Below are 19,265 nucleotides of genomic sequence, written 5' to 3'. Positions count from 1 at the left end.
GATTTGGGCTTCATCTTCGTTCCTTCGTCACTACGACGAAGCCCAAATCCTCCTTAAATCACAACCTCAAATCTGTGCCATTGGCGCTGACGGCGGACAGCTGACGAGGTCGAGCTCGGCGCGCTTCTTCGCGAGCGGCACCAGCCGCGACCGCGCATTGGCCAGCTGCTCGCTGTGCATGCGATGATCGGCCAGATCGGCGTCGAGCGCCGCCGCGATATCGCGTTTCGCCGCTTCGCGTTCGAGACGCGCGCGGGTCGCCTCGCTCACGCGCGCCGCGATCTTGGGATCCTGTCGTTTTTTGGCGAAGAGCGGCAGGTCGATGCTGACTCCGAGCGTGACGAGGTCGCCAAAATTGGGTTCGCGGCGGCCATAGGCCGCATTGACGCTCCAGTCGGGACGCTTGTCGGCGCGTGCGAGGCTCGTCTCGGCGTCGGCCGCGAGCGTGCGGGCGTCGAGCGCGCGCAGCCGCGGCAAGGCGTCGATGCCGGCGCGCAGCACCGTTTCATCGACCCTCTGCGGTTGCAGGTCGCCCATGGTGTCCGCCGCGGCATCGCCGGTAAAGCGTGCGAGCTGCGCGCGGGCGCGCGCAATCTCGGCCGCGAGGGTGCTGCGGCGATCGCTGACCGCGGCGCGAAGCTGCTCGGGTTCCAGCGCCTGCGCCGGGCGCGACGAGCCGCTGGCAAGCCGCGCGGTCACCGTCGCCTGCAGATCCTCGAGACCTTCGTCGAGCAGGTCGAGTTCCTTGAGGCGCTTCTTGGCGTAGAAGAGGTCGACCCAGGCGAGGGCTGTCGCGAGCCTGATGTTCTGCGCGGTGACCGATTCGTCGGCGCGGGCGATTCCGATCTCGGCCTGCGCGCGCGTCGCGCGCGCGCGTCGCTTGGCGGGGTTCGGGAAGTCCTGGCTGATCCCGATGACCTGCATCGTGAAATTGTCGCGATTGAACCGCCCCGCGTCGGGACCCGTGACCGGAAAATCCTGGATGGCGAGATTGAGCTTCGGGTCGGGAAGGCGGTCGGCGGCGATCGCCGCCGATTGGACGGCATCGAGCCCGGCTTCTCGGGCTTGTAATTCGGGTGCGCGCGTTTCCGCCAGCCGAAGCGCATCATCGAGCGACATCGGTTCGGCGTGCAGGGCCGTGGGCAGCGCAAGCACGGCTGCCGCAAAGAAAAGGCGCATGATTTCCCCCTTTTTTGGATCGGGCGAGACCATCCCCGGCGCATAGGCGCCGGGGATGGAGATATTACGCCGCGGGGTGCGCCATGTGGCCGCCGGTCATTTTTTTCATGCAATCGGCCGGATCGGCGTTCATCATGTCGCAGTCGCAGTTGGCCATCTGGGCGGACTTGTCCTTCACCCAGACGCGGACCCGCGAGGTGGTATTGGACTTGTTCGGTCCTGGCACCTGGCGCGTCTGCCATTCATAACGGCCGCCCGGTGCTTCCTGTGCGAAAACGGGAGCGGCAAGCGTTGCTGCCGCGAGCGCGGCAACGGCAAAAATCGGTTTCATGTTGAAATTCCTCGGTTGAAAAGCTTGGGAACACGCCGAACAGTCGGCGCGCATCGTGCAGTTCAGCCGAGAAGTAGCGGCGGATCGGGCTCGGGGCCGATCGTGCGGCCAGTGAGCCGCCGGATCGGAAGCGGATCGAGCAGTTCCGGCATATGGGCCATCGCCGCGAGCGGCATGGCCGGCGATACGACGGCGGGCGGGAGCGCGCAGCCCATTTTGGCGATGCAGTCGAGCGTGAGGCCCTGGCACGGCTCCTTGCCCTGCGACTTGTCGATGCCCATCATTTCCGCGCATTCGTCGCTCATGGCTGAGGCCGCGATCGCGGTGTCCGCGATAGGCATTGCCGGCGCCGACGCGAACGCGGCTTCCTGGGCCAGAAGGCCCAGCACAGCTCCGAAGAGCAGCAGCAGAGAAAGCCAGCGTTTCACGGTCGAAGCATGTTCCTTGGCAGTCTTGGCGTCAAACTGAAACTGCGGCGCCTGGACTGCCGAGCTGTTCGCGAGCAGCCCCGCTGCGGTTACACCCGGACCAGATAATCCCTGCCCCGCCCGCCGCCATCAGGCATTCGGCTTGCGCGAAGAACTGTGCAGGTTGATAATCCGCCATTTGCCCTCCGTCCATTTAAGCACGCTCGTCGCAACGCCATCGCGTTCGACCGTTTCGCCGCTCGCGAGTATGATCGTGTAGGAGTAGGTTTCGGTCGCGATCGCGATCTCGCCTTCGCCGCGCACCGAAACCTTATAGCCCTTGAAGGCGAAGGACTTGAACGCCTTGAGCTCGGGCGCGAGATGATGGTCGCGATAATGGACGAAATTTCCTTCGATGCCGCCCGACTCGAAGATCTGGGCGTCGGGCGCGAACAAGGCTTCGACGCCCGACAGGTCGCGGCTCTCGATCGCCTGCTTATATTGCGCCAGCGTCGCGGTCGCCGCTTGATAATCAGGGGTTGGCGCCGCGTAGGCGGGAGCCGCAATGACCAGCGCCAGTCCGATCACCGCCTGTTTGATACGTCTGATACGTCTCATCCTTATTCTCCCTTATTCTCCCATTTTGTGCGCTGGCGGCATCCGTCCGCCGTGATGCTTCGATTAGATTTTTACGAACCGCAGCCGCAGCGAATTGGCGATTACGCTCACCGACGAGAGCGCCATCGCGGCGGCGGCGATGATCGGCGACAGGAGCAGCCCGAAGACCGGATAGAGCACGCCCGCCGCCACCGGAATGCCCGCGACATTATAGGCGAAGGCGAAGAAGAGATTCTGGCGGATATTCGCCATCGTCGCATGGCTGAGGTGGCGCGCCCGGACAATGCCCAGAAGGTCGCCGCGCAGCAGCGTCACACCCGCGCTTTCGATGGCGACATCGGTTCCCGACCCCATCGCGATGCCGACGTCGGCCGCGGCGAGTGCGGGGGCGTCGTTGACCCCGTCGCCGGCCATCGCGACGACCCGACCTTGCTCACGCAGCCGCTGGACTACCGCGCTCTTCTGGTCGGGGAGGACATCGGCCTCGACGTCGTCGATGCCGAGACGCCGCGCGATCGCCTCGGCGGTGACGCGATTGTCGCCAGTGAGCATGATGACTTGGATTCCGGCCTCGCGCAGGGCCGCGAGCGCCTGGCCCGTCGTCTCTTTGATGGGATCTGCAATGGCGATGACACCGGCGGCCTTACCGTTGACCGCAATGTAGATCGCCGTCGCGCCGTCTCCGCGAAGCCGGTCGGCGGCCTCCGCAAGCGCGCGCAGATCGACATCATATTCTTCGAGGAAACTCGCGTTGCCGAGGACGATGGCCTTGTCGTCGACGACCCCAACGATGCCTTTGCCTACCGGCTGGTCGACCCCAGATGGCTCGACGAGCGCGAGGCCCCGGTCTTCGGCGGCCTTGACGATGGCAGCCGCGAGCGGATGTTCACTGCTGCGTTCGAGACTGGCGGCGATCCGCAGGAGGTCCTTCTCCTCGAAGCCGTCGGCGACTTCGATGGCGACGACCGACGGCTTACCCTCGGTGAGGGTTCCGGTCTTATCGACGACGAGCGTGTCGACCTTTTCCATCCGCTCGAGCGCCTCCGCATTCTTGATCAGCACGCCGGCCTCGGCGCCGCGACCGACGCCGACCATGATCGACATTGGCGTCGCAAGGCCGAGCGCGCAGGGACAGGCGATGATGAGCACCGATACTGCGGCGATGAGGCCATAGGCCATGGCGGGCGCGGGGCCGAGTAGCGACCAGATGATGAAAGCGGCGATGGCAACGACGATGACGCCCGGCACGAACCAGCCCGACACAGTATCGGCGAGGCGCTGGATCGGCGCCCGGCTGCGCTGAGCGTCGGCGACCATCCGCACGATTCGGGCGAGCATTGTGTCGCGCCCGACCTTCTCGCTGCGCATCAGGAGGCCACCGGTCTGGTTGATCGTCCCGCCGATGAGCGCGGCGCCGGCTTCCTTGGTGACCGGCATCGACTCGCCCGTGACCAACGACTCGTCGACGGTGCCGCGACCTTCGATGACGATCCCGTCGACCGGGACCTTCTCGCCCGGACGGATACGCAGTATGTCGCCGACCGCAACATCCTCGAGTGCGACCTCCTCGTCGCTCCCGTCGCTGCGGACGCGCCGGGCGAGCTTCGGCGTTAGGTCGAGGAGTGCGCGGATTGCGCCGCTCGTCGTCTCGCGGGCCCTGAGTTCGAGCACCTGCCCGAGCAGCACCAGCACCGTGATGACCGCGGCCGCCTCGAAATAGACCGCGACCGAGCCGTCGGCGGCGCGGAAGGCGGCCGGGAAGATTTGCGGGGCGATCGCCGCGATCATGCTGTAGCCCCAGGCGACGCCCGTCCCCATCGCAATGAGGGTGAACATGTTGAGGCTCTTGTTGCGGATCGAAAGCCAGGCGCGCTCGAAGAAGGGCCAGCCCGCCCATAACACGACGGGGGTTGCGAGCAGCATCTGGATCCAGTTGCTTGTCTGGCGACCGACATATTGGTGAAGGCCCGTCAAATGGCCGCCCATTTCGAGCGCGACCACGGGAAGGGCGAGAAGGAGCCCGATCCAGAAGCGCCGCCGCATATCGCGATATTCTTCGCTGGGGCCGTCCGATGCGGTTGGCATGACGGGCTCGAGTGCCATGCCGCAGATGGGGCAGCTTCCGGGACCAGCCCGCTGGATCTCGGGATGCATCGGGCAGGTCCAGATGGCTCCCTCGGGTGCATCGGCTGCGGCCGGCTCGCGTTTTGCGGCATAGCGATCCGGATCGGCCTCGAATTTGGCGAGGCACCCTGCGCTGCAAAAATAGTGATGTTCGCCGCCGTGCGTCGCGATGTGCGGCGTGGTGGCCGGATCGACCGTCATGCCGCAGACCGGATCGGTCGTGCTCCCGCTGCCTTTTTCCGCGCCCTGATGATCGTGCACCGTCGCCGCTCCCGTACATATCGGATGCCCGCCTGATCGTGGGGCCGTCCGAACGCCGCCGGTCGAGTTCGCCGCTGGCGTCTTTTCTAGCGGTTCCAGAATGGAGCCGCTCCTATCGATACGCAAGAACGGGTGTTATCCCTCGGATTTTCTTTGCCCCGTGCGGTTAGGTCCGGGGCTTGCCGGCCTCGATGATAGCGATCGCACCGGTTGGCGTGCGAAATGTCTCAAGCTCGCGGATATCGCGAAAGCCGGCCTCTCTCATCAGTACCGGGAGCATTCCGTCGGCGTTGGGCTGGGTGTCCTGGACGCCATCGAGTTGCTGGATCGTCAGACGGAACAGCAACCGCATAAGGCGGCTGCGCTGTTCCCCATAGTCGGCGACATAGAGTTTGCCGAAGGGCGCGAGCACCTGCCAAGCTTCGCGCAGCAGACGTGCCTTTTCCTCAAGCCCGACCTGATGAAGGACGAGGCAGATCGCTATCTTGGCAGGCGAAGGCCAGTCATCGATCGCCGAAGCCGCGAAAAAGCCAACGCGAAACTCCGGCGATGGAACAATCTGCGCGGTCTTGGTTCGGGCAATTCGCGTCGCGGCCTCGTCGGGGTCGATACCAAGATAGCGGACGCCCCGGCTATGGCGGGCGATCGCCAGCGCAAGATTTCCCGTACCAGAACCAATGTCGAGAATGACCTCACCCTCGGCGAGCGCCATATGGTGAACGAGACGGTCGCGCCACACGCGCTCGCGCGTCGTCACCGCGACGCCGAAATCATAAAAGGGCGTTAGGATGTGATATCCTGCCGCTGGCGTGTAGGAACTCGCTACGGGTCTCGGGTCGGGCATGGCCGTCTCCTTTCGACGCTTTGCTTGCCGCTGGATTGCGGCCACGCGCCGGTCTCGACGAGCCGCTTAGGGGCAAGCAGGCGCGCCGGTCTTGAATGTTTCGCCGGAGCGATGCGGTGCGACGCGCATCCGGCTCAGGGCATGATTTCGAAAGCGAAGGCGCTGAGGCCAGCCGAGGGTGTCACTCCGAGCCATTGGGCGCAGCGGCGCGTGAAGTGCGACTGATCGGCAAAGCCTCCCGCCGCCGCGGCGTCGGCGAGACCTCCGCCGCCGGCCAGCGCCCGCATTGCGCGCTGAAGCTGGAGCCATTGCAGCAATTTGGCCGGAGGCACACCGAAGTCGCGGCTGACGATTTCGCGCAGGCGCGAGGGAGAGAGGCAAGCGACGTCGGCCAAGGCGCGCGCGGTCGACAAATCGTTAGGGGCCGCGAGCGCCTCGGCAAGGCGCGCATCCACGGGACGCGCCTGCGACTGGTCGAGATAGTCGGACGCCCAGCGCTTCGCGTCCGCAGCGCTTGCGATCTCGCCGAGGCCGGCCATCTCCACCGGCGTCAACAGGACAGGTGCCGATCCGATGGACAGGCGCGCATCGGCGCGAAAAAGCGGGTCGAGATAAAATGACCTCACGAGGGCGCCCTGCGGCCCCAGGCGATGCTGGACATGCGACGCTATGGCAACGGCATGTCCGGCAGGGACTATCATGTCGGCGTCGCCGGAAATCTCGAGGTCGCGTTCGACGGCAAGGCTTATCTGATGCGCCACATGGCTGTGGGGACGGCTGCTCCCGATGCGCGCGTCGATCAACGCCCAGCCGGTCCCGAGCATGATCGAACCGGACCAGGAGGCGGTGCTGGCGGTCAAACCGGATCGGCGGCGACGAAGGGCTCGAGCGTGCCGAACCAGGCAACCAGCGCGAGTATGGCGAGCGCGGCCGACGCTTCGATGATCAGGCTCCTGCGCATGGCCGCAAGCGCCTGGTCGGATTCGACGTCAGGGCTATCGAAATCGGAGTTCGCGACGGTTGCCGCAAACGCAGGCGTCAATCGCCAGCGATTGGCGCCTGCGAGCATCAGCATCAGTCCGAACAGCGCGAGCTTGGCAAGCAGTAATTGTCCATAGGGCGAGCCGAGAGACCGGCCGAGATTCTCGGCGCCGACGATCATCTGGCTGTTAATGAGGCCGGTGGCGGCGATGACGAGGACGCAGATCGTGCCGATGAGGGAAAATTGATCGAGGCTCCGCACCGCAATTCGGAGTCCGCCCGGCCATTCGCGGAGGCGTTGTGGTGAGATCAGGAGAAGGAAGGCACCGATCGCGCCAATCCAGACCGCGGCTGCGATCAGGTGCAATATGTCGCTGATCCGGTGGATGGTGCCGGCGGCGCCTTCAGTCGCGCCTGCGTGGCCGGACCAGACCAGGGTCGCGACGGCCACCGAGCCGGCAGCCGCGATCGTGGCGGCCGCGGCTGCCGGCCAGCGGGGCATCCAGATCGCGGCCCCCAGCGCGAGCAGGAGCGCGGCGCTCCGATAGATCCAGGCCGTCCCGACGTCGGTTTCGCGAACAAGGTCCCAGAAAGGCTGGAACTCCAGGGCGAGGAGACCCACGCCTTGCATCGAAGCTGCGAGCACGCCCATCCCGAGGGTGGAGACAAGCAGTCCAGCGGCGCAGAGCCCTCGCTCTGCGCGCCAGATCGCGGCCATCATCGGCTGCGGCTCAAGGCGTTCGCTTCGTGTCAGCGCATAGAGCGGGAACGCAGCGAGGCCGGCGATGAGCATCAGGTCCGCATAAAGCGCGAACCTGATGCCGATCAGGACGGGGTCGCCCACCGCCTTACTTTACGGTGAAGCTGAATTCACTGCCCATGCGGTGGGTATCGGCGCCCGCCGCCGACCATTTGACCTTGTAGGTCCCGGGCGTCAGCGCGCGCTTCAGCGCAAGCGTCATCGACTTGCCGTCCGTGCCCATCGCCGAGGTGAAGGGAATTTTCATCGGCGCGTGATTGGCCATCCCCGGCATTCCGGTCATGACCAGCTCGGTCTTCACCGTCGAGGCGATCACCTTTTCATTAAACTTCAGGCTGACCGACGTCACTTTCGAGACGGTCGAATTGGCCGCGGGTGTCGAACCGACGAGCTTGGTATGTGCGCTCGCTGCGGTTGGCATGACCGCGAGGGCGAGAGCCGCTGCCGCCGAGGGGAGAAGAGACTTAAGCATGAGGACCTCCAATTGCGTGTCTGTCCTGCTAATACGCAGGACGTGTGAATAGCCCTCAAATATTCTGGCGGATTATTCTGATGTGAGGGGTGAAGCACTTCGGCGCGTATGTACAATGATGGAAAGGTTTGAAGAGACAATCGATGGATGAGGAGCTTCGCATTTTGAACAGGATCGATCTGCCCGCAGCACTCGATGCGCTCGACGATCGCATCATGGGCGCATTGGCGATCCGCCGACGTGAAGCGGTGGCGATGCGCCGCCTGATGGCGCTGGCGGCCTTTGTTTCGCTCGGCGGCGGTATTGTTGCGGGGAGCGCGATTTCCCAGCCGGCGGTCGCGGCAAGTCCCCTTACCCCGTTTGGTCCGCCTAGCGCATTGGCGCCTTCCACCTTGCTGGGTGTGCAGTAACGATGCCGTCGCGCCGTCTTCTTCTCGTTGGGCTCATTGCTTTCGCCGCGGCGATTGCCGGCGTGTTCGTCGGCCGTCTGGTGGCCGATGCGCCCAGAGCCAGCGAAACCGAACTTCATGCGCTTCTTCACGGTCAACTCGACCTGACCCCGGAGCAGGAAACGAAACTCGAGCGGATCGAAGCCGACTTCGCCGGTCGACGTCAGGCGCTTGAACTCGAGATGCGCGCTGCGAACGTCCGGCTCGCGCAGGCAATCGAAGCCGAACATGGCTATGGACCGCGCGTCACCGAGGCGATCGACGAGACGCATGAGGTGATGGGGACGTTGCAGAAGGAAACGCTCCAGCATCTCTTCGCGATGCGCGGGGTTCTCAACCCCGATCAAGCGGAGATGTTCGACAAGAGCGTGGTCAAGGCGCTGACCGCCGATGCGCGGTGAGCGCCGACCTATCGCAATGTAGCGACCAGGATCTGGCGGCCTTTGCGCGCGCGCACCGCGAGGACGCCTATCGCGAGTTGCTGCGCCGTTACAAAACGGGTGTCTACCGGCTCATCGTAAAGCAGATCGGGGATGCCGACGAGGCGATGGATTTGACGCAGGAGACGTTCGTCTCCGGTTTTTCGGCGCTCGATCGCTATGATGGCGAACGCTCCTTCCGCACAAATGTCGCGACTGGGCACGACGGCGAAAGGTGCGCGCCTTTTTCTCCCGCGCGCTCCCGCTCGAAAATGCGCATCACGTAGCAAGCGATGGTCCTGCGCCTGATTCTGCGGCGACCGACAGGCGAGAGCTCGCCAAGGTTCGCGGCGCGATCGATCAACTGCCGCAGAATTTGCGCGAGGTCTTGCTCCTCCGCGGTGTCGACGAGGTCAGCCAGGCCGAAACCGCGGTTATTTTGCGCGTCAGCGAGAAAACGGTCGAAACCCGCCTCTACCGAGCGCGGACCAGGCTCCGGGAATTACTCGCAGGAACATCCGCGAGCGCGGAGGGTTGACGGTTCGACCGCTCCTTCAGGCGGCATCTCCTCATCGTCGGCATTTTTGTTGAGGGGCAGCCGTGCCGCCTGCGTATAGCTTTAGGAACAGTCAGTAACGGTCGGAAAGAATATGCAGATGGAAAGGCGTCGGTTCGTCAGTGGAGCTTTGGGCGGAGGGGCTGCTGCGGCGATGGCCGCATGGTTCCCGGCTTGGGCCCAGCCGGTGTCGTCCGGCATTACCGCGCCCCTCCCGACCGTATCGGGTAACGACATCACGCTGCGCATCGCGCGCCAGACGATGCGCATCGATGGCAAGCTCAGCCGCGCGATCGGGATCAACGGCACCGTGCCCGCGCCGCTCGTCCGGCTTAAGGAAGGGCAGACAGCGCGCCTGACCGTCGTCAACGATCTCGACGAGGACAGCTCGATCCACTGGCACGGTCTGATCCTGCCGTTCCAGATGGACGGCGTGCCCGGCGTCAGCTTTCCCGGTATCAAGCCGCGTTCGACCTTTGTCTATGAATTCCCGGTCGTTCAGTCGGGGACCTATTGGTATCACAGCCATTCGGGATTGCAGGAGCAGCTCGGCCATTACGGCCCGATCGTCATCGATCCCGCGGGCGTCGACCCGATCGGCTATGATCGCGAGCATGTCGTTGTACTCTCCGACCACAGCCAGATTTCGCCCGAGGCGATCTTCCGCAAACTCAAGGTCAATCCCGGCCATTTCAACATGCAGCGCCAGACGCTGAGCGGTCTCCTTGCCGGCAAGGACCAGTCGCTGAAGGAGCGGATCGAGTGGGGTGCCATGCGGATGGACCCGACCGACGTCGCCGACGTCAATGGTTCGACCTACACTTTCCTCGTCAACGGCCATGGTCCGCGCGACAACTGGACCGCGCTCTTCAGCCCGGGCGAGCGTGTGCGGCTGCGTATCGTCAATGCGTCGGCGATGACGATTTTCAACGTCCGCATCCCCGGCCTCAGGATGACCGTCATCCAGGCTGACGGCCTCAATGTCGTGCCGACCGAGATCGACGAGTTCCAGATCGCGGTTGCCGAAACCTACGACGTCATCGTCACTCCGGTCGAGGACCGCGCCTATACTTTGGTCGCCGAAGCCAACGACCGCTCGGGCATGGGGCGCGCGACGCTCGCACCGCGCGCCGGCATGGTCGCCGAGGTGCCGCCGCTCCGCGAGCGGCCGCTCGCGACGATGAAGGACATGGGCATGGGCGACATGTCGGGCGGCTCGATGGCAGGTATGGATCATTCGGGTGGTGATATGGGTGCCATGCCTATGCCGGCGAGCGACCCTTCCTGTCCCCCCGAACATGCCAAGATGGGTCATTGCACGCCAGCGGGGGAAAGCGGCGCGATGGCGGGCATGGATCATGGATCGGGCGGAGGCATGCAGCACAGCATGCGCGATTTCGACGTCGCGCCGCAGGTCGACAAGAATCCTGGCGTCCAGACGATCTCGCCGATGCCGATGGATCGTATGGGCGAACCCGGACAGGGGCTGGAGGATGTCGGGCACAAGGTGCTGACGTACCATGATCTGGTGGCGCTTGAGCGCAATCCCGACGTGCGTGCCGCCTCGCGCGCGCTCGACATCCATCTGACCGGCAACATGGAGCGCTTCATGTGGTCGTTCGACGGCATCAAGATGTCCGACTATCACGAGCCCATCCCCTTCATCGAGGGCGAGCGCGTGCGGATCAACCTCATCAACGATTCGATGATGAGCCACCCCATCCACCTGCACGGCCATTTCTTCGAACTGGTCACGGGCAAGGGCGATCGTTCGCCGCGCAAGCATACCGTCCTCGTTCAGCCGGGCGGGACCGCGAGCTTCGATTTCACCGCCGACGCGCTCGGCGACTGGGCGTTCCACTGCCACCTTCTCTATCACATGCACGCGGGGATGATGCGCGTCGTCAGCGTCCGTCCGAAGGGAGACGGCGAATGACCCGGGTCGCGCTTCTCCTCGCGGGTATCGCCCCGCTGTCCTTTGCTGTGCCCGCCGCGGCGCAGTCGATGGATCATTCGATGCATGGTGCGGCGCCCGCGCCGACGCCCGCTCCCTCGCCCACGCCAGCGCCGGTAGCGCAGCCCGCGCCCGAAGCGCCCGCCGAAGGGTCGATGGAGCAGATGGACCATGGGAGCATGCAGGGCATGGACATGGAGCCCGAGGCTTCAAGCTGCCTACCCGAACATGCCGCGATGGGTCATTGTACGCCGGAGGCGAAGGCTTCGGACAAGAGCGCTTCGGACATGGGTGCGATGGATCATGGCGCACCGCAGCCGTCCGATCCCGATTGTCCGCCCGAACATGCCAAAATGGGCCATTGCACTCCGAAAGGCGGGTCTGCGGATCCCATGGCCGGAATGGAAGCTATGGCGACGACGATCGGCGCCAGCGGCACCGACTTGCCGCCGGGCGATGCCGCCGCACCCGCGCCCCCAAGCGACTGGTATGCCGATCGCATCTACCCCAAAGCCGAAATGGAGCATTCGCGCCACGACATGATGAAAGAGAATGGCGCGCAGACCATCGCTTTCATCAGCTTCAACCTCGCCGAATATCAGGTGCGCAAAGGGCGCGATGGTTTCCGTTGGGACGGTGAGGCTTGGTATGGCGGCGACATCAACCGGCTGACGCTCAAGAGCGAAGGCGAAGGTGTATTCGGCGAAGGCATCGAAGGCGCCGAGGTGCAGGCGCTCTACAGCCGCGCGATCGGACCCTATTTCAACGCGCAGGCGGGTATCAGGCAGGATCTTGGGCCCGGGCCCGACCGCACCTATGCGACGATCGGCTTCGAGGGGCTCGCCCCATATTGGTTCGAAGTCGAAGGCGCGCTTTTCCTCTCGAACAAGGGTGACCTGCTCGCCCGGCTCGAAGGCTATTACGACCAGCGCATCACGCAGAAGCTCATCCTCCAGCCGATGGCGGAGGTCAATTTCTCGGCTCAGGACGTGCCAGAGACCGGCGTCGGTTCGGGGCTTTCGGATCTCGAGCTCGGGCTTCGCCTGCGTTACGAGGTCGTGAAGGAATTCGCGCCTTATGTCGGCGTCGAATGGGCGCGCAAGGTCGGCGATACCGCGCGTTTCGCCCGCGCCGCGGGCGAGGATGCGAGCGGTGTCAGTTTCGTGATGGGGGTGCGGGCCTGGTTCTAGAAGTTTCGCGGGGTGGCGACACGTCGAGGAGAAATGCCGTGAAACCAGCCTATCGCAGCCTCGCGCTGCAGACGATCGTCAGCGGCGTCATCATGTATCTGGTGATGTTCGTCATGATCGACCGCCTCTCGAGCTTCTACAACAACCTCAACATGGTCTACATGACGCTGATGATGGTCTCACCGATGGTGGTGTTGATGATCGTCGCAATGCCGGGCATGTTTCCGTCGAAGCGCCTTAATACGCTCCTGCTGCTCGGCTCGGCAGTTGCCTTCTTCGGGAGCTTCGGGCTCATCCGGACACAGACGACGATCGGCGACACGGCCTTCTTGCGTTCGATGATTCCGCACCATTCGGGTGCGATTCTCATGTGCGAACAGGCGTCGCTCAAGGATGCCGAAATACGCGAACTCTGCCGCGGCATCATCGCGGGGCAGGCGGCCGAAATCGAGCAGATGAAATCCATTCTCGCGAGGAAATGACATGAAAAGTCCGATGACGCGCCGCCACCTTCTCGGCCTGGTTGCGGCCGGGTCGGGGATGGCGCTTGCGGCATGCAATTCTTCCCCGGGACCGGTTGCGACCGGCGAGAAAAAGGGCGCGGCTCGCGAGCCGCGCGTTGATGCGACGAGCGTCAGACGGATGCTCGTCTATCGCGACCCCGAGTGCGGATGCTGTGAAGCCTGGGCGGATATTGCCCGCGCCGAGGGCTATGCGGTGACCGTCGAGAACCGCGCCGACATGGCTGCCGTAAAGACGCGATATGGCGTGCCCGACCAACTGGCGTCGTGCCACACGGCCGTTATCGGCGGTTATGCGATCGAGGGTCATGTGCCGATGCGGCATGTCGCGAGACTCCTCCACGACAAGCCACGCAACATTCGCGGAATCGCCGTGCCCGGCATGCCGCGCGGTTCTCCGGGAATGGAAATGCCGGATGGAAGCGCGGACGCATTCGAAGTGATGGCGTTCAGCAGCGACGGCAAGGTTTCTGAATTCCGCGCATGATCTGCCGACACGAAGAGGAGACAGATATGACGAGATTCATTCCCCTGGCGAGCGCCGCCGTGCTGATATTTGCTCTGGCAGGATGCGGCACTGAGCCCGCGCAGCAGAGCGACGTCGCACCGGAACAGGGTGAGGTTACTGCCGGTGAGCCCCCAGCAATGGTCGAGACCATGCCTGTCGCGGACGAGACGCCCACCGCGTCTGCCCCGGCGGCGCCGACCGACGAGGCAGTGCCTTCGGAGAAATCCCGCCCCAAGCAAGAACCTGCCGCGAAGGTCGCTGTGCCGCGGGCAAAGGCCGTGCCGGAAGCACCCAAACCTGTCGAACCCGATCCTCATGCAGGGCACGATATGGACAAAAAGTAAGGGGGCATGTGCCGGCGCGTTCGGGGTCTTCGGCGCCACGAAAAGGCCATTGTGGTCACGTCGCACCCTTGGGCAGCGATCGGCAGCGGCTCGGCCGGGCGCTGCTCGATCTTGCAGCGGGAGATATAACCATATGGAATAACCATCTCGTTTATAGCGATGAGTGGTGACTATTTCTGGTCATGCCAACGCCGCGAGATAGCTCGGTGGTGAAGCCGAGAGCTTTCGCAAATGGGAGGGGACCATAAGGAAATTGCTTCGCACGAGTGGCTCGATAATCGCCGTCTTGGCAGGCATGTCGGCCGCCGCCGCCTTCGCGCAGTTGCGGCGCTCCGCGCCGTCGGCATGGTCTTTCAACAGTTCAATCTGTTCCCCCAGACGGTACTGGAGAATTGCACCCTCGCGCCCGTCCTGCTCGGCGGCGTGTCTCTTCCGGAGGTGGAGGCGCGCGCCATATCCTATTTGGACAAATTGAGGATTGGCGACCAGGCGGCCAAATATCCGGGGCAGCTTTCGGGAGGGCAGCAACAGCGGGCCGCAATAGCTCGCGCTTTGGCGATGGAACCCCGGATTCTTCTTTTCGAAGAGCCGACATCGGCGCGCGATCCCGAGATGATCAAGGACGTATTCGATGTGATGACCGCCCTGGCCGGCGAAGGACGGACGATGGTGTGCGTGACGCACGAAATGGGATTCGCGCGCGAGGCGGCCGATCGCATTCTTTTCATGGGTCAGGGCCAGATCATCGGAGAAGCAAGGCCGGCCGATTTTTTCGCCGCGCCGAAAAACGAGCGCGCACGGACCTTTCTCGAACAGATACTTCCGCATTGAGCGGCTTATGTCGGTCACCCAAGCTGTGTCGACCCACTTACTCATGTCATTTCATGAGCAAGCCGAGGGAGGGCCAGCCGGCCCCTTGCGCGAAAAGACGCAGGCCCGCAAAAAAATTTCAAAATTGATGAGGGGTAGAGCTTTGGGTTGCGTATCTAATAAGTATCATGCGCCCGAAATTTCCTTCATAACTAATTGATATAATTCAATAAATTCGTATTGACCTGTATATACATTTAATGCTCTCTGAGGGGAATCAGCCAACCATCAGGGGGTTTCGCTATGATGACCAGGACAATTTTGCTCGCCAGCGCCGTAGCGGTCGCGACCTTCGCAACGCCAGCGCTCGCGCAGAGCGGTGCCGCGACGCAGTCACCCACCGCCGAGGATGCTCCGAACGGATCGGACATCGTCGTGACCGGCTCGCGCATTCGCCGCCAGGACCTCGCGGGCGTCGGGCCCGCGACCGTCGTCTCGGCCGAGCAGATCGAGAATACCGGACTCGTCAATATCGAAACGGTGCTTCAGCGCCTCCCGGCCAACGCGGGCTTTGCAGGCAACCAGACCGCAGCCTATTGGGCGGATAACGGTTGGGGCACCGCTCAGGTCAATCTTCGCGGTCTTGGCATCAAGCGGACACTCGTGCTGCTAAACGGCCGTCGGCTCGTCGCGGGCGGCACGGGCGCCAACTCGTCGCCCGACCTCAACATGATCCCGGTGGCCGCGCTCGCGCGCACCGATGTGCTTAAGGACGGCGCGTCGGCCATCTATGGCGCCGACGCGATGGCGGGGGTGGTCAATCTCGTCACCCGGACCGACTACGAAGGACTTGGCCTGAGCGTCCGCCAAGGCATCAGCGAAAAGGGCGACGGTTCGGATTTTACCGCTGACCTGCTGTGGGGCGTCCGCAACGATCGCGGTGGTTTCATGGCTGCGGTCACCTACCAGAAAACCAGCGCCGTCAACATGGCGACGCGTGCGCCCTGTTCGCTCGCCGAAACTACCCCGGGGTCGTTGAGCTGTGTTAATAGCGCCGCGACCGTTGGGGGGCGCGCCGTGCTGCCGAACGGACAGCAGATCAATTTCAATCAGGTTCCGGGCGGCGATGGGGATTTCTTCGAACCCTACAGCCCCGCCAAGCATAATTTCAACTCGAATCCATTCCTGAACGCAGTGAGTCCGGTTGAACGTGTCAGCACGGCCTTTTTTGCCGACTATGACATCACCGACAATATCGAGGCATTCGGCGAATTCCTCTATACCTCCCGCAAGTCGAATCAGGTCGCGACCCCTGGAGCGCTTCGCAACCTGTCAATTTCGGCGAACAACCCGACCAATCCGACGGGCGAAAATATCGTCCTCATCCAGCGGCGCCTCGCCGAGCCCGGTCCGCGTCAATTCTTCCAGGAAACGGACACCTGGCAGGGCAGTTTCGGGTTGCGCGGCAAACTTTCGAATGACTGGGCCTGGGAGGTCGCGGGCGCTTTCGGGCGTAACACCGCGATCGATGGCGGAACCAACATTGCCAACCTCGAACGCGTCGCCAACACGCTCGACACGACCAAGTGCAGCCTCGCGGCGGGCGCCTCGATCCCATGCGCCGACTATCTTGGTTTCGGCGACCTGACACCCGAAGTGCTTGACTATATCCTCTTCACCTCGCGCGACCGCGGCGGCAACGAGCTCGCGACGGTCACCGCCGATCTCAACGGCAGCCTGTTTAATCTTCCCGCCGGACCCGTCTCCTTTGCGACGGGGGTCGTCTATCGCAAGGAAAAGGGCTGGCGCGACCCCGATCCGCTGACCGTGCTCGGCATCGCTAACACCAACCAGCAGGATCCGATTTCGGGCTCCACCACGGCGAAGGAGGCATATCTCGAGCTTTCGGTCCCGATCCTCGCCGACAAGCCCTTTTTCGAGGCGCTGACGGCGGGCGGCGCCGTGCGGTTTTCGGACTATGATCTGTTCGGCAGCGATTGGAACTACAAGGCCAGCCTCGACTGGATGATCAGCGACAGCTTCCGCCTGCGCGGCACTTATGGCACCGGCTTTCGCATTCCCAATGTGCCCGAACTCTACGGCGGCGTGTCGGAAGGCAATCTGACCACGACCGACCCGTGTTCGCGCTATTCGACGAGCGGCGATGCGACACTGATTTCGAACTGTCAGGCATCGGGGGTTCCGGCTAACTACGTTCAGCTCGGGACGACGATCCTCACGACCGTCGGGGGCAATGAGAATCTGAAACCCGAAAGCTCGACCACCTGGACCGTCGGGACGGTGATCTCGCCGAAAGGGCTGGTGCCCGGGCTCTCGCTCACCGCCGACTGGTTCGACATCAAGATCAAGGATGCGATCCGCGCGATTCCGGGCTCGACCAAACTCGCCATCTGCTATGCGAGCGAGAATCTGTCGCATCCCTTCTGCGACGATTTCACGCGCAGCCCGTTGACCGGCGAAGTTACCTTCCTCTCCGCCCAGCCGATCAACACCGGACGCGAAGAAATGAACGGCCTCGACCTCGGCCTCGTCTACGCAGGCGGCATCGGCAGCGTGAACATCTCGCTCGACGTCAACCTGACCTATCTCAACAAATATGTCGTCTATCCCTTCCCCGGCGGCGCACCGATCATTTTCGACGGTTTCATCGGTGGCGGCAACGGCGGTTATCCCAAGTGGCGCGGCTATGGCGTGCTGACCGCCGAGAAAGATGGGATCAGCGCGACATGGTCGACGCAGTGGATTGGCAAGGCGACCGACTTCAATGCGGCACCCGGTGAAATCGGCTATCGCACGCCGAACATGTTCTATCACAATCTCCAGGTCGCTTTCGAAATCGACGAGAAGACCCGCTTCCAGCTCGGCGTCGACAATCTCTTCGATCGTAAGGCGCCCTATATCCAGAGCTTTACCGATGCGAATACCGATACGATGACCTACGACCTGCTCGGCCGGCGCTTCTACGTCGGCTTCCGCACCGCCTTCTGAGGAATTGGAAGATGGCGATACGTTGGCCGCTGCTCGTTCGGCGAACGCATAAATGGCTGGCGCTGGTCGTGGGCGTCCAGGCTTTGCTCTGGACATTGACCGGCTTCTACATGGTGGTCGTTCACATCGAAACCATCCATGGCGATCATCTGGTGCGCTCCCCGGTCGCCCAGCCCTTCGACCTCGACGGCCTCGCAGCGCCGTCGAAGGTCGTCGCGGCCGCGCCGGGGGTGTCTGAAATCCGTCTCCAGCGCTTTTTCGGCCAACCGGTTTGGCGCGCCGAGAGCCCTGAAGGGGCGCGCCTGTTCGACGCGCGTTCGGGTGCGCCGCTGCCTGCCCTGACCGAGTCCCAGGTCCGCGAACAGGCACGGCGCATCTACACCGGTGACGGCAAGATCGTCTCAGTGCGACTTTTGACCGAGGCACCTCAGGAAATGCAGGCGCGCAAGCCACCCTATTGGCAGGTCGAGTTTGAAGGCTGGAACCGCCCGACGCTTTATCTGTCGCCGACGACGGGCGAACTCATTTCGCGCCGCCACGCATTGTGGCGCGTCTTCGACTTCGCCTGGATGCTCCACATCATGGATTATGATGAGCGAACCGACGTCAATAACCCGCTGCTTCGCGTCGCAACTTGGAGTGCCTTTGCCATGGCGCTGACAGGGGCATGGTTGCTGATCTGGTCCTTCAAACGCCGCAAGAGGAAGCAGGCATGAAACGCATCCGACTGACGCCGCTCTTCTTCCGGCGCATCCACAAATGGGTCGGGCTGATCCTGGGTCTCCAGTTCCTGCTCTGGGCGCTCAGCGGCTCGGTGATGGCGCTGCTCGACAAGGATAAGGTCGGGGGTCACGGCGGCGGGATGTCGCATGCACACCCTTTGCCGGCCGAAGAGTATTTCGACGTCGCGGGCTTGCCGCGCGGTGAGCCCGTCACCGGGGTGGTTTTGCGCGATCTTGGCGTCCGACCGATCTACGAACTCCGCACCACCAAGGGCGTGCGGCTGGTCGACGCTACGAGCGGCGAGGATATTCGCGTCGATGAGGGGATGGCCCGCGAAGTCGCATCGATGATGAACGAGGCACCAATCCGCAAGGTGAGCGTGATTGCGAAGCCAAACCTGGAATCACGCGACCATGAAGGCGCGATGTGGCGTATCGATTTTGCCGATGCCGAGAACAGCAGCGCCTATGTCTCGCTCGACACCGCGCGCTTCCTCGTAATGCGCGGTGATACCTGGCGCACTTGGGACTTCTTCTGGATGCTCCACAATATGGATTATGTGAACCGGAAGAGCTTCAATCACCCGCTGATCATCTTCGTCGCTTTCGGGGCGCTGTGGCTTTCGGGGACGGGGTTCTACCTGCTGTTCAAAAGCTTCAGCCGCGCCGATTTCCGCTGGCTGCGCCGTCGCCGAAAGCCCATCGTGACCCGCAGCACGGCCTGACGCGTCAGTCGTCGACCGAAAAGGCGGCGGAAAGCTCGAAGCGCGTGCCGGGATGGGAGAGCCAGGCGTGCGACACCAGCC

Annotated in this window: 20 protein-coding genes and 1 pseudogene; 12 read left to right on the top strand and 9 right to left on the bottom strand. The window is 63.4% G+C overall.

What is annotated here, in order from left to right:
* Positions 1-66: 66 nt before the first annotated feature.
* From ABS88_RS20055 to copC, 9 genes are all read right to left on the bottom strand, one after another.
* Positions 67-1,179 carry a TolC family protein gene (locus ABS88_RS20055; protein WP_286750399.1) on the bottom strand — a complete coding sequence of 371 codons (1,113 nt, stop codon included), beginning with the start codon at positions 1,177-1,179 and terminating at the stop codon, positions 67-69.
* Between the two features lie 64 nt (positions 1,180-1,243).
* Entirely contained in the window at positions 1,244-1,510 is a 267-nt protein-coding gene (locus ABS88_RS20050) for a hypothetical protein (protein ID WP_286750398.1), read from the bottom strand.
* Between the two features lie 62 nt (positions 1,511-1,572).
* Positions 1,573-1,938 carry a hypothetical protein gene (locus tag ABS88_RS20045; protein ID WP_286750397.1) on the bottom strand — a complete coding sequence of 122 codons (366 nt, stop codon included), beginning with the start codon at positions 1,936-1,938 and terminating at the stop codon, positions 1,573-1,575.
* Between the two features lie 129 nt (positions 1,939-2,067).
* On the bottom strand, positions 2,068-2,535 hold the full coding sequence (locus ABS88_RS20040) for a YybH family protein (protein ID WP_286750396.1): 468 nt from the start codon (positions 2,533-2,535) through the stop codon (positions 2,068-2,070).
* Between the two features lie 63 nt (positions 2,536-2,598).
* Positions 2,599-4,860 carry a heavy metal translocating P-type ATPase gene (locus tag ABS88_RS20035; protein ID WP_502686172.1) on the bottom strand — a complete coding sequence of 754 codons (2,262 nt, stop codon included), beginning with the start codon at positions 4,858-4,860 and terminating at the stop codon, positions 2,599-2,601.
* Between the two features lie 226 nt (positions 4,861-5,086).
* Entirely contained in the window at positions 5,087-5,809 is a 723-nt protein-coding gene (locus ABS88_RS20030) for a class I SAM-dependent methyltransferase (RefSeq protein ID WP_286750394.1), read from the bottom strand.
* Between the two features lie 89 nt (positions 5,810-5,898).
* Positions 5,899-6,567, bottom strand: coding sequence for a helix-turn-helix domain-containing protein (locus tag ABS88_RS20025; RefSeq protein WP_286750393.1), 669 nt, complete (start codon positions 6,565-6,567; stop codon positions 5,899-5,901).
* 53 nt (positions 6,568-6,620) lie between these two features.
* Positions 6,621-7,589, bottom strand: coding sequence for a copper homeostasis membrane protein CopD (copD, locus tag ABS88_RS20020; protein ID WP_286750392.1), 969 nt, complete (start codon positions 7,587-7,589; stop codon positions 6,621-6,623).
* 4 nt (positions 7,590-7,593) lie between these two features.
* The gene (gene copC / locus ABS88_RS20015; RefSeq protein ID WP_286750391.1) at positions 7,594-7,977 is read right to left on the bottom strand and encodes a copper homeostasis periplasmic binding protein CopC; all 384 of its coding nucleotides are present in this window, start codon (positions 7,975-7,977) and stop codon (positions 7,594-7,596) included.
* A gap of 143 nt (positions 7,978-8,120) precedes the next feature.
* Here copC and ABS88_RS20010 point away from each other — a divergent pair, with 143 nt between their 5' ends.
* From ABS88_RS20010 to ABS88_RS19955, 12 genes and pseudogenes are all read left to right on the top strand, one after another.
* A complete protein-coding gene (locus ABS88_RS20010; RefSeq protein ID WP_286750390.1) occupies positions 8,121-8,387 on the top strand; it encodes a hypothetical protein in 267 nt (88 codons plus the stop codon).
* Positions 8,388-8,389: 2 nt separating this feature from the next.
* Positions 8,390-8,827 carry a periplasmic heavy metal sensor gene (locus tag ABS88_RS20005; protein ID WP_054731762.1) on the top strand — a complete coding sequence of 146 codons (438 nt, stop codon included), beginning with the start codon at positions 8,390-8,392 and terminating at the stop codon, positions 8,825-8,827.
* Positions 8,824-9,383: pseudogene (locus tag ABS88_RS20000) on the top strand (RNA polymerase sigma factor). The gene ABS88_RS20005 and the pseudogene ABS88_RS20000 overlap by 4 nt, the downstream one beginning before the upstream one ends.
* 112 nt (positions 9,384-9,495) lie before the next feature.
* Positions 9,496-11,337, top strand: a complete 1,842-nt coding sequence (locus ABS88_RS19995; RefSeq protein WP_286750389.1) for a copper resistance system multicopper oxidase — start codon at positions 9,496-9,498, stop codon at positions 11,335-11,337.
* Positions 11,334-12,545 carry a copper resistance protein B gene (locus tag ABS88_RS19990; protein WP_286750388.1) on the top strand — a complete coding sequence of 404 codons (1,212 nt, stop codon included), beginning with the start codon at positions 11,334-11,336 and terminating at the stop codon, positions 12,543-12,545. Before ABS88_RS19995 ends, ABS88_RS19990 begins: the two co-directional genes overlap by 4 nt.
* Before the next feature lie 92 nt (positions 12,546-12,637).
* Complete coding sequence (locus ABS88_RS19985) at positions 12,638-13,027, top strand: DUF305 domain-containing protein (RefSeq protein WP_286750401.1); 390 nt, start codon at positions 12,638-12,640, stop codon at positions 13,025-13,027.
* A 13-nt stretch (positions 13,028-13,040) separates the two neighbouring features.
* Positions 13,041-13,553: a DUF411 domain-containing protein gene (locus ABS88_RS19980; protein ID WP_286750387.1), complete on the top strand. Its 513-nt coding sequence runs from the start codon at positions 13,041-13,043 to the stop codon at positions 13,551-13,553.
* A gap of 26 nt (positions 13,554-13,579) precedes the next feature.
* Positions 13,580-13,918: a hypothetical protein gene (locus ABS88_RS19975; RefSeq protein WP_286750386.1), complete on the top strand. Its 339-nt coding sequence runs from the start codon at positions 13,580-13,582 to the stop codon at positions 13,916-13,918.
* Positions 13,919-14,149: 231 nt separating this feature from the next.
* Positions 14,150-14,749, top strand: coding sequence for an amino acid ABC transporter ATP-binding protein (locus ABS88_RS19970; protein WP_502686171.1), 600 nt, complete (start codon positions 14,150-14,152; stop codon positions 14,747-14,749).
* A gap of 282 nt (positions 14,750-15,031) precedes the next feature.
* Positions 15,032-17,737, top strand: coding sequence for a TonB-dependent receptor domain-containing protein (locus ABS88_RS19965; RefSeq protein WP_353745120.1), 2,706 nt, complete (start codon positions 15,032-15,034; stop codon positions 17,735-17,737).
* 11 nt (positions 17,738-17,748) lie between these two features.
* Positions 17,749-18,453 (top strand): PepSY domain-containing protein, encoded by a 705-nt coding sequence (locus ABS88_RS19960; RefSeq protein ID WP_286750384.1) that lies wholly within the window; start codon positions 17,749-17,751, stop codon positions 18,451-18,453.
* A complete protein-coding gene (locus ABS88_RS19955) occupies positions 18,450-19,184 on the top strand; it encodes a PepSY domain-containing protein (RefSeq protein ID WP_286750383.1) in 735 nt (244 codons plus the stop codon). Before ABS88_RS19960 ends, ABS88_RS19955 begins: the two co-directional genes overlap by 4 nt.
* Positions 19,185-19,265 lie beyond the last annotated feature (81 nt).

The sequence above is a fragment of the Sphingopyxis sp. SCN 67-31 genome (genome assembly GCF_001725095.1).
The sequence above is the reverse complement of the archived record's forward strand: the minus strand, read 5'-3'. Positions and strand labels throughout refer to the sequence as shown.

What these genes read in the sequence shown, in the direction of transcription:
- ABS88_RS20035 (WP_502686172.1), bottom strand. Translation starts at nt 4,860, where the DNA reads ATGACGGTCGATCCGGCCACCACGCCGCACATCGCGACGCACGGCGGC.
- ABS88_RS20055 (WP_286750399.1), bottom strand. Translation starts at nt 1,179, where the DNA reads ATGCGCCTTTTCTTTGCGGCAGCCGTGCTTGCGCTGCCCACGGCCCTG.
- ABS88_RS20010 (WP_286750390.1), top strand. Translation starts at nt 8,121, where the DNA reads ATGGATGAGGAGCTTCGCATTTTGAACAGGATCGATCTGCCCGCAGCA.
- ABS88_RS19980 (WP_286750387.1), top strand. Translation starts at nt 13,041, where the DNA reads ATGACGCGCCGCCACCTTCTCGGCCTGGTTGCGGCCGGGTCGGGGATG.
- ABS88_RS19970 (WP_502686171.1), top strand. Translation starts at nt 14,150, where the DNA reads ATGGGAGGGGACCATAAGGAAATTGCTTCGCACGAGTGGCTCGATAAT.
- ABS88_RS19985 (WP_286750401.1), top strand. Translation starts at nt 12,638, where the DNA reads ATGTATCTGGTGATGTTCGTCATGATCGACCGCCTCTCGAGCTTCTAC.
- ABS88_RS20050 (WP_286750398.1), bottom strand. Translation starts at nt 1,510, where the DNA reads ATGAAACCGATTTTTGCCGTTGCCGCGCTCGCGGCAGCAACGCTTGCC.
- copC (WP_286750391.1), bottom strand. Translation starts at nt 7,977, where the DNA reads ATGCTTAAGTCTCTTCTCCCCTCGGCGGCAGCGGCTCTCGCCCTCGCG.
- ABS88_RS19960 (WP_286750384.1), top strand. Translation starts at nt 17,749, where the DNA reads ATGGCGATACGTTGGCCGCTGCTCGTTCGGCGAACGCATAAATGGCTG.
- ABS88_RS19975 (WP_286750386.1), top strand. Translation starts at nt 13,580, where the DNA reads ATGACGAGATTCATTCCCCTGGCGAGCGCCGCCGTGCTGATATTTGCT.
- ABS88_RS20005 (WP_054731762.1), top strand. Translation starts at nt 8,390, where the DNA reads ATGCCGTCGCGCCGTCTTCTTCTCGTTGGGCTCATTGCTTTCGCCGCG.
- ABS88_RS19955 (WP_286750383.1), top strand. Translation starts at nt 18,450, where the DNA reads ATGAAACGCATCCGACTGACGCCGCTCTTCTTCCGGCGCATCCACAAA.
- ABS88_RS19990 (WP_286750388.1), top strand. Translation starts at nt 11,334, where the DNA reads ATGACCCGGGTCGCGCTTCTCCTCGCGGGTATCGCCCCGCTGTCCTTT.
- ABS88_RS20040 (WP_286750396.1), bottom strand. Translation starts at nt 2,535, where the DNA reads ATGAGACGTATCAGACGTATCAAACAGGCGGTGATCGGACTGGCGCTG.
- ABS88_RS19995 (WP_286750389.1), top strand. Translation starts at nt 9,496, where the DNA reads ATGCAGATGGAAAGGCGTCGGTTCGTCAGTGGAGCTTTGGGCGGAGGG.
- ABS88_RS19965 (WP_353745120.1), top strand. Translation starts at nt 15,032, where the DNA reads ATGATGACCAGGACAATTTTGCTCGCCAGCGCCGTAGCGGTCGCGACC.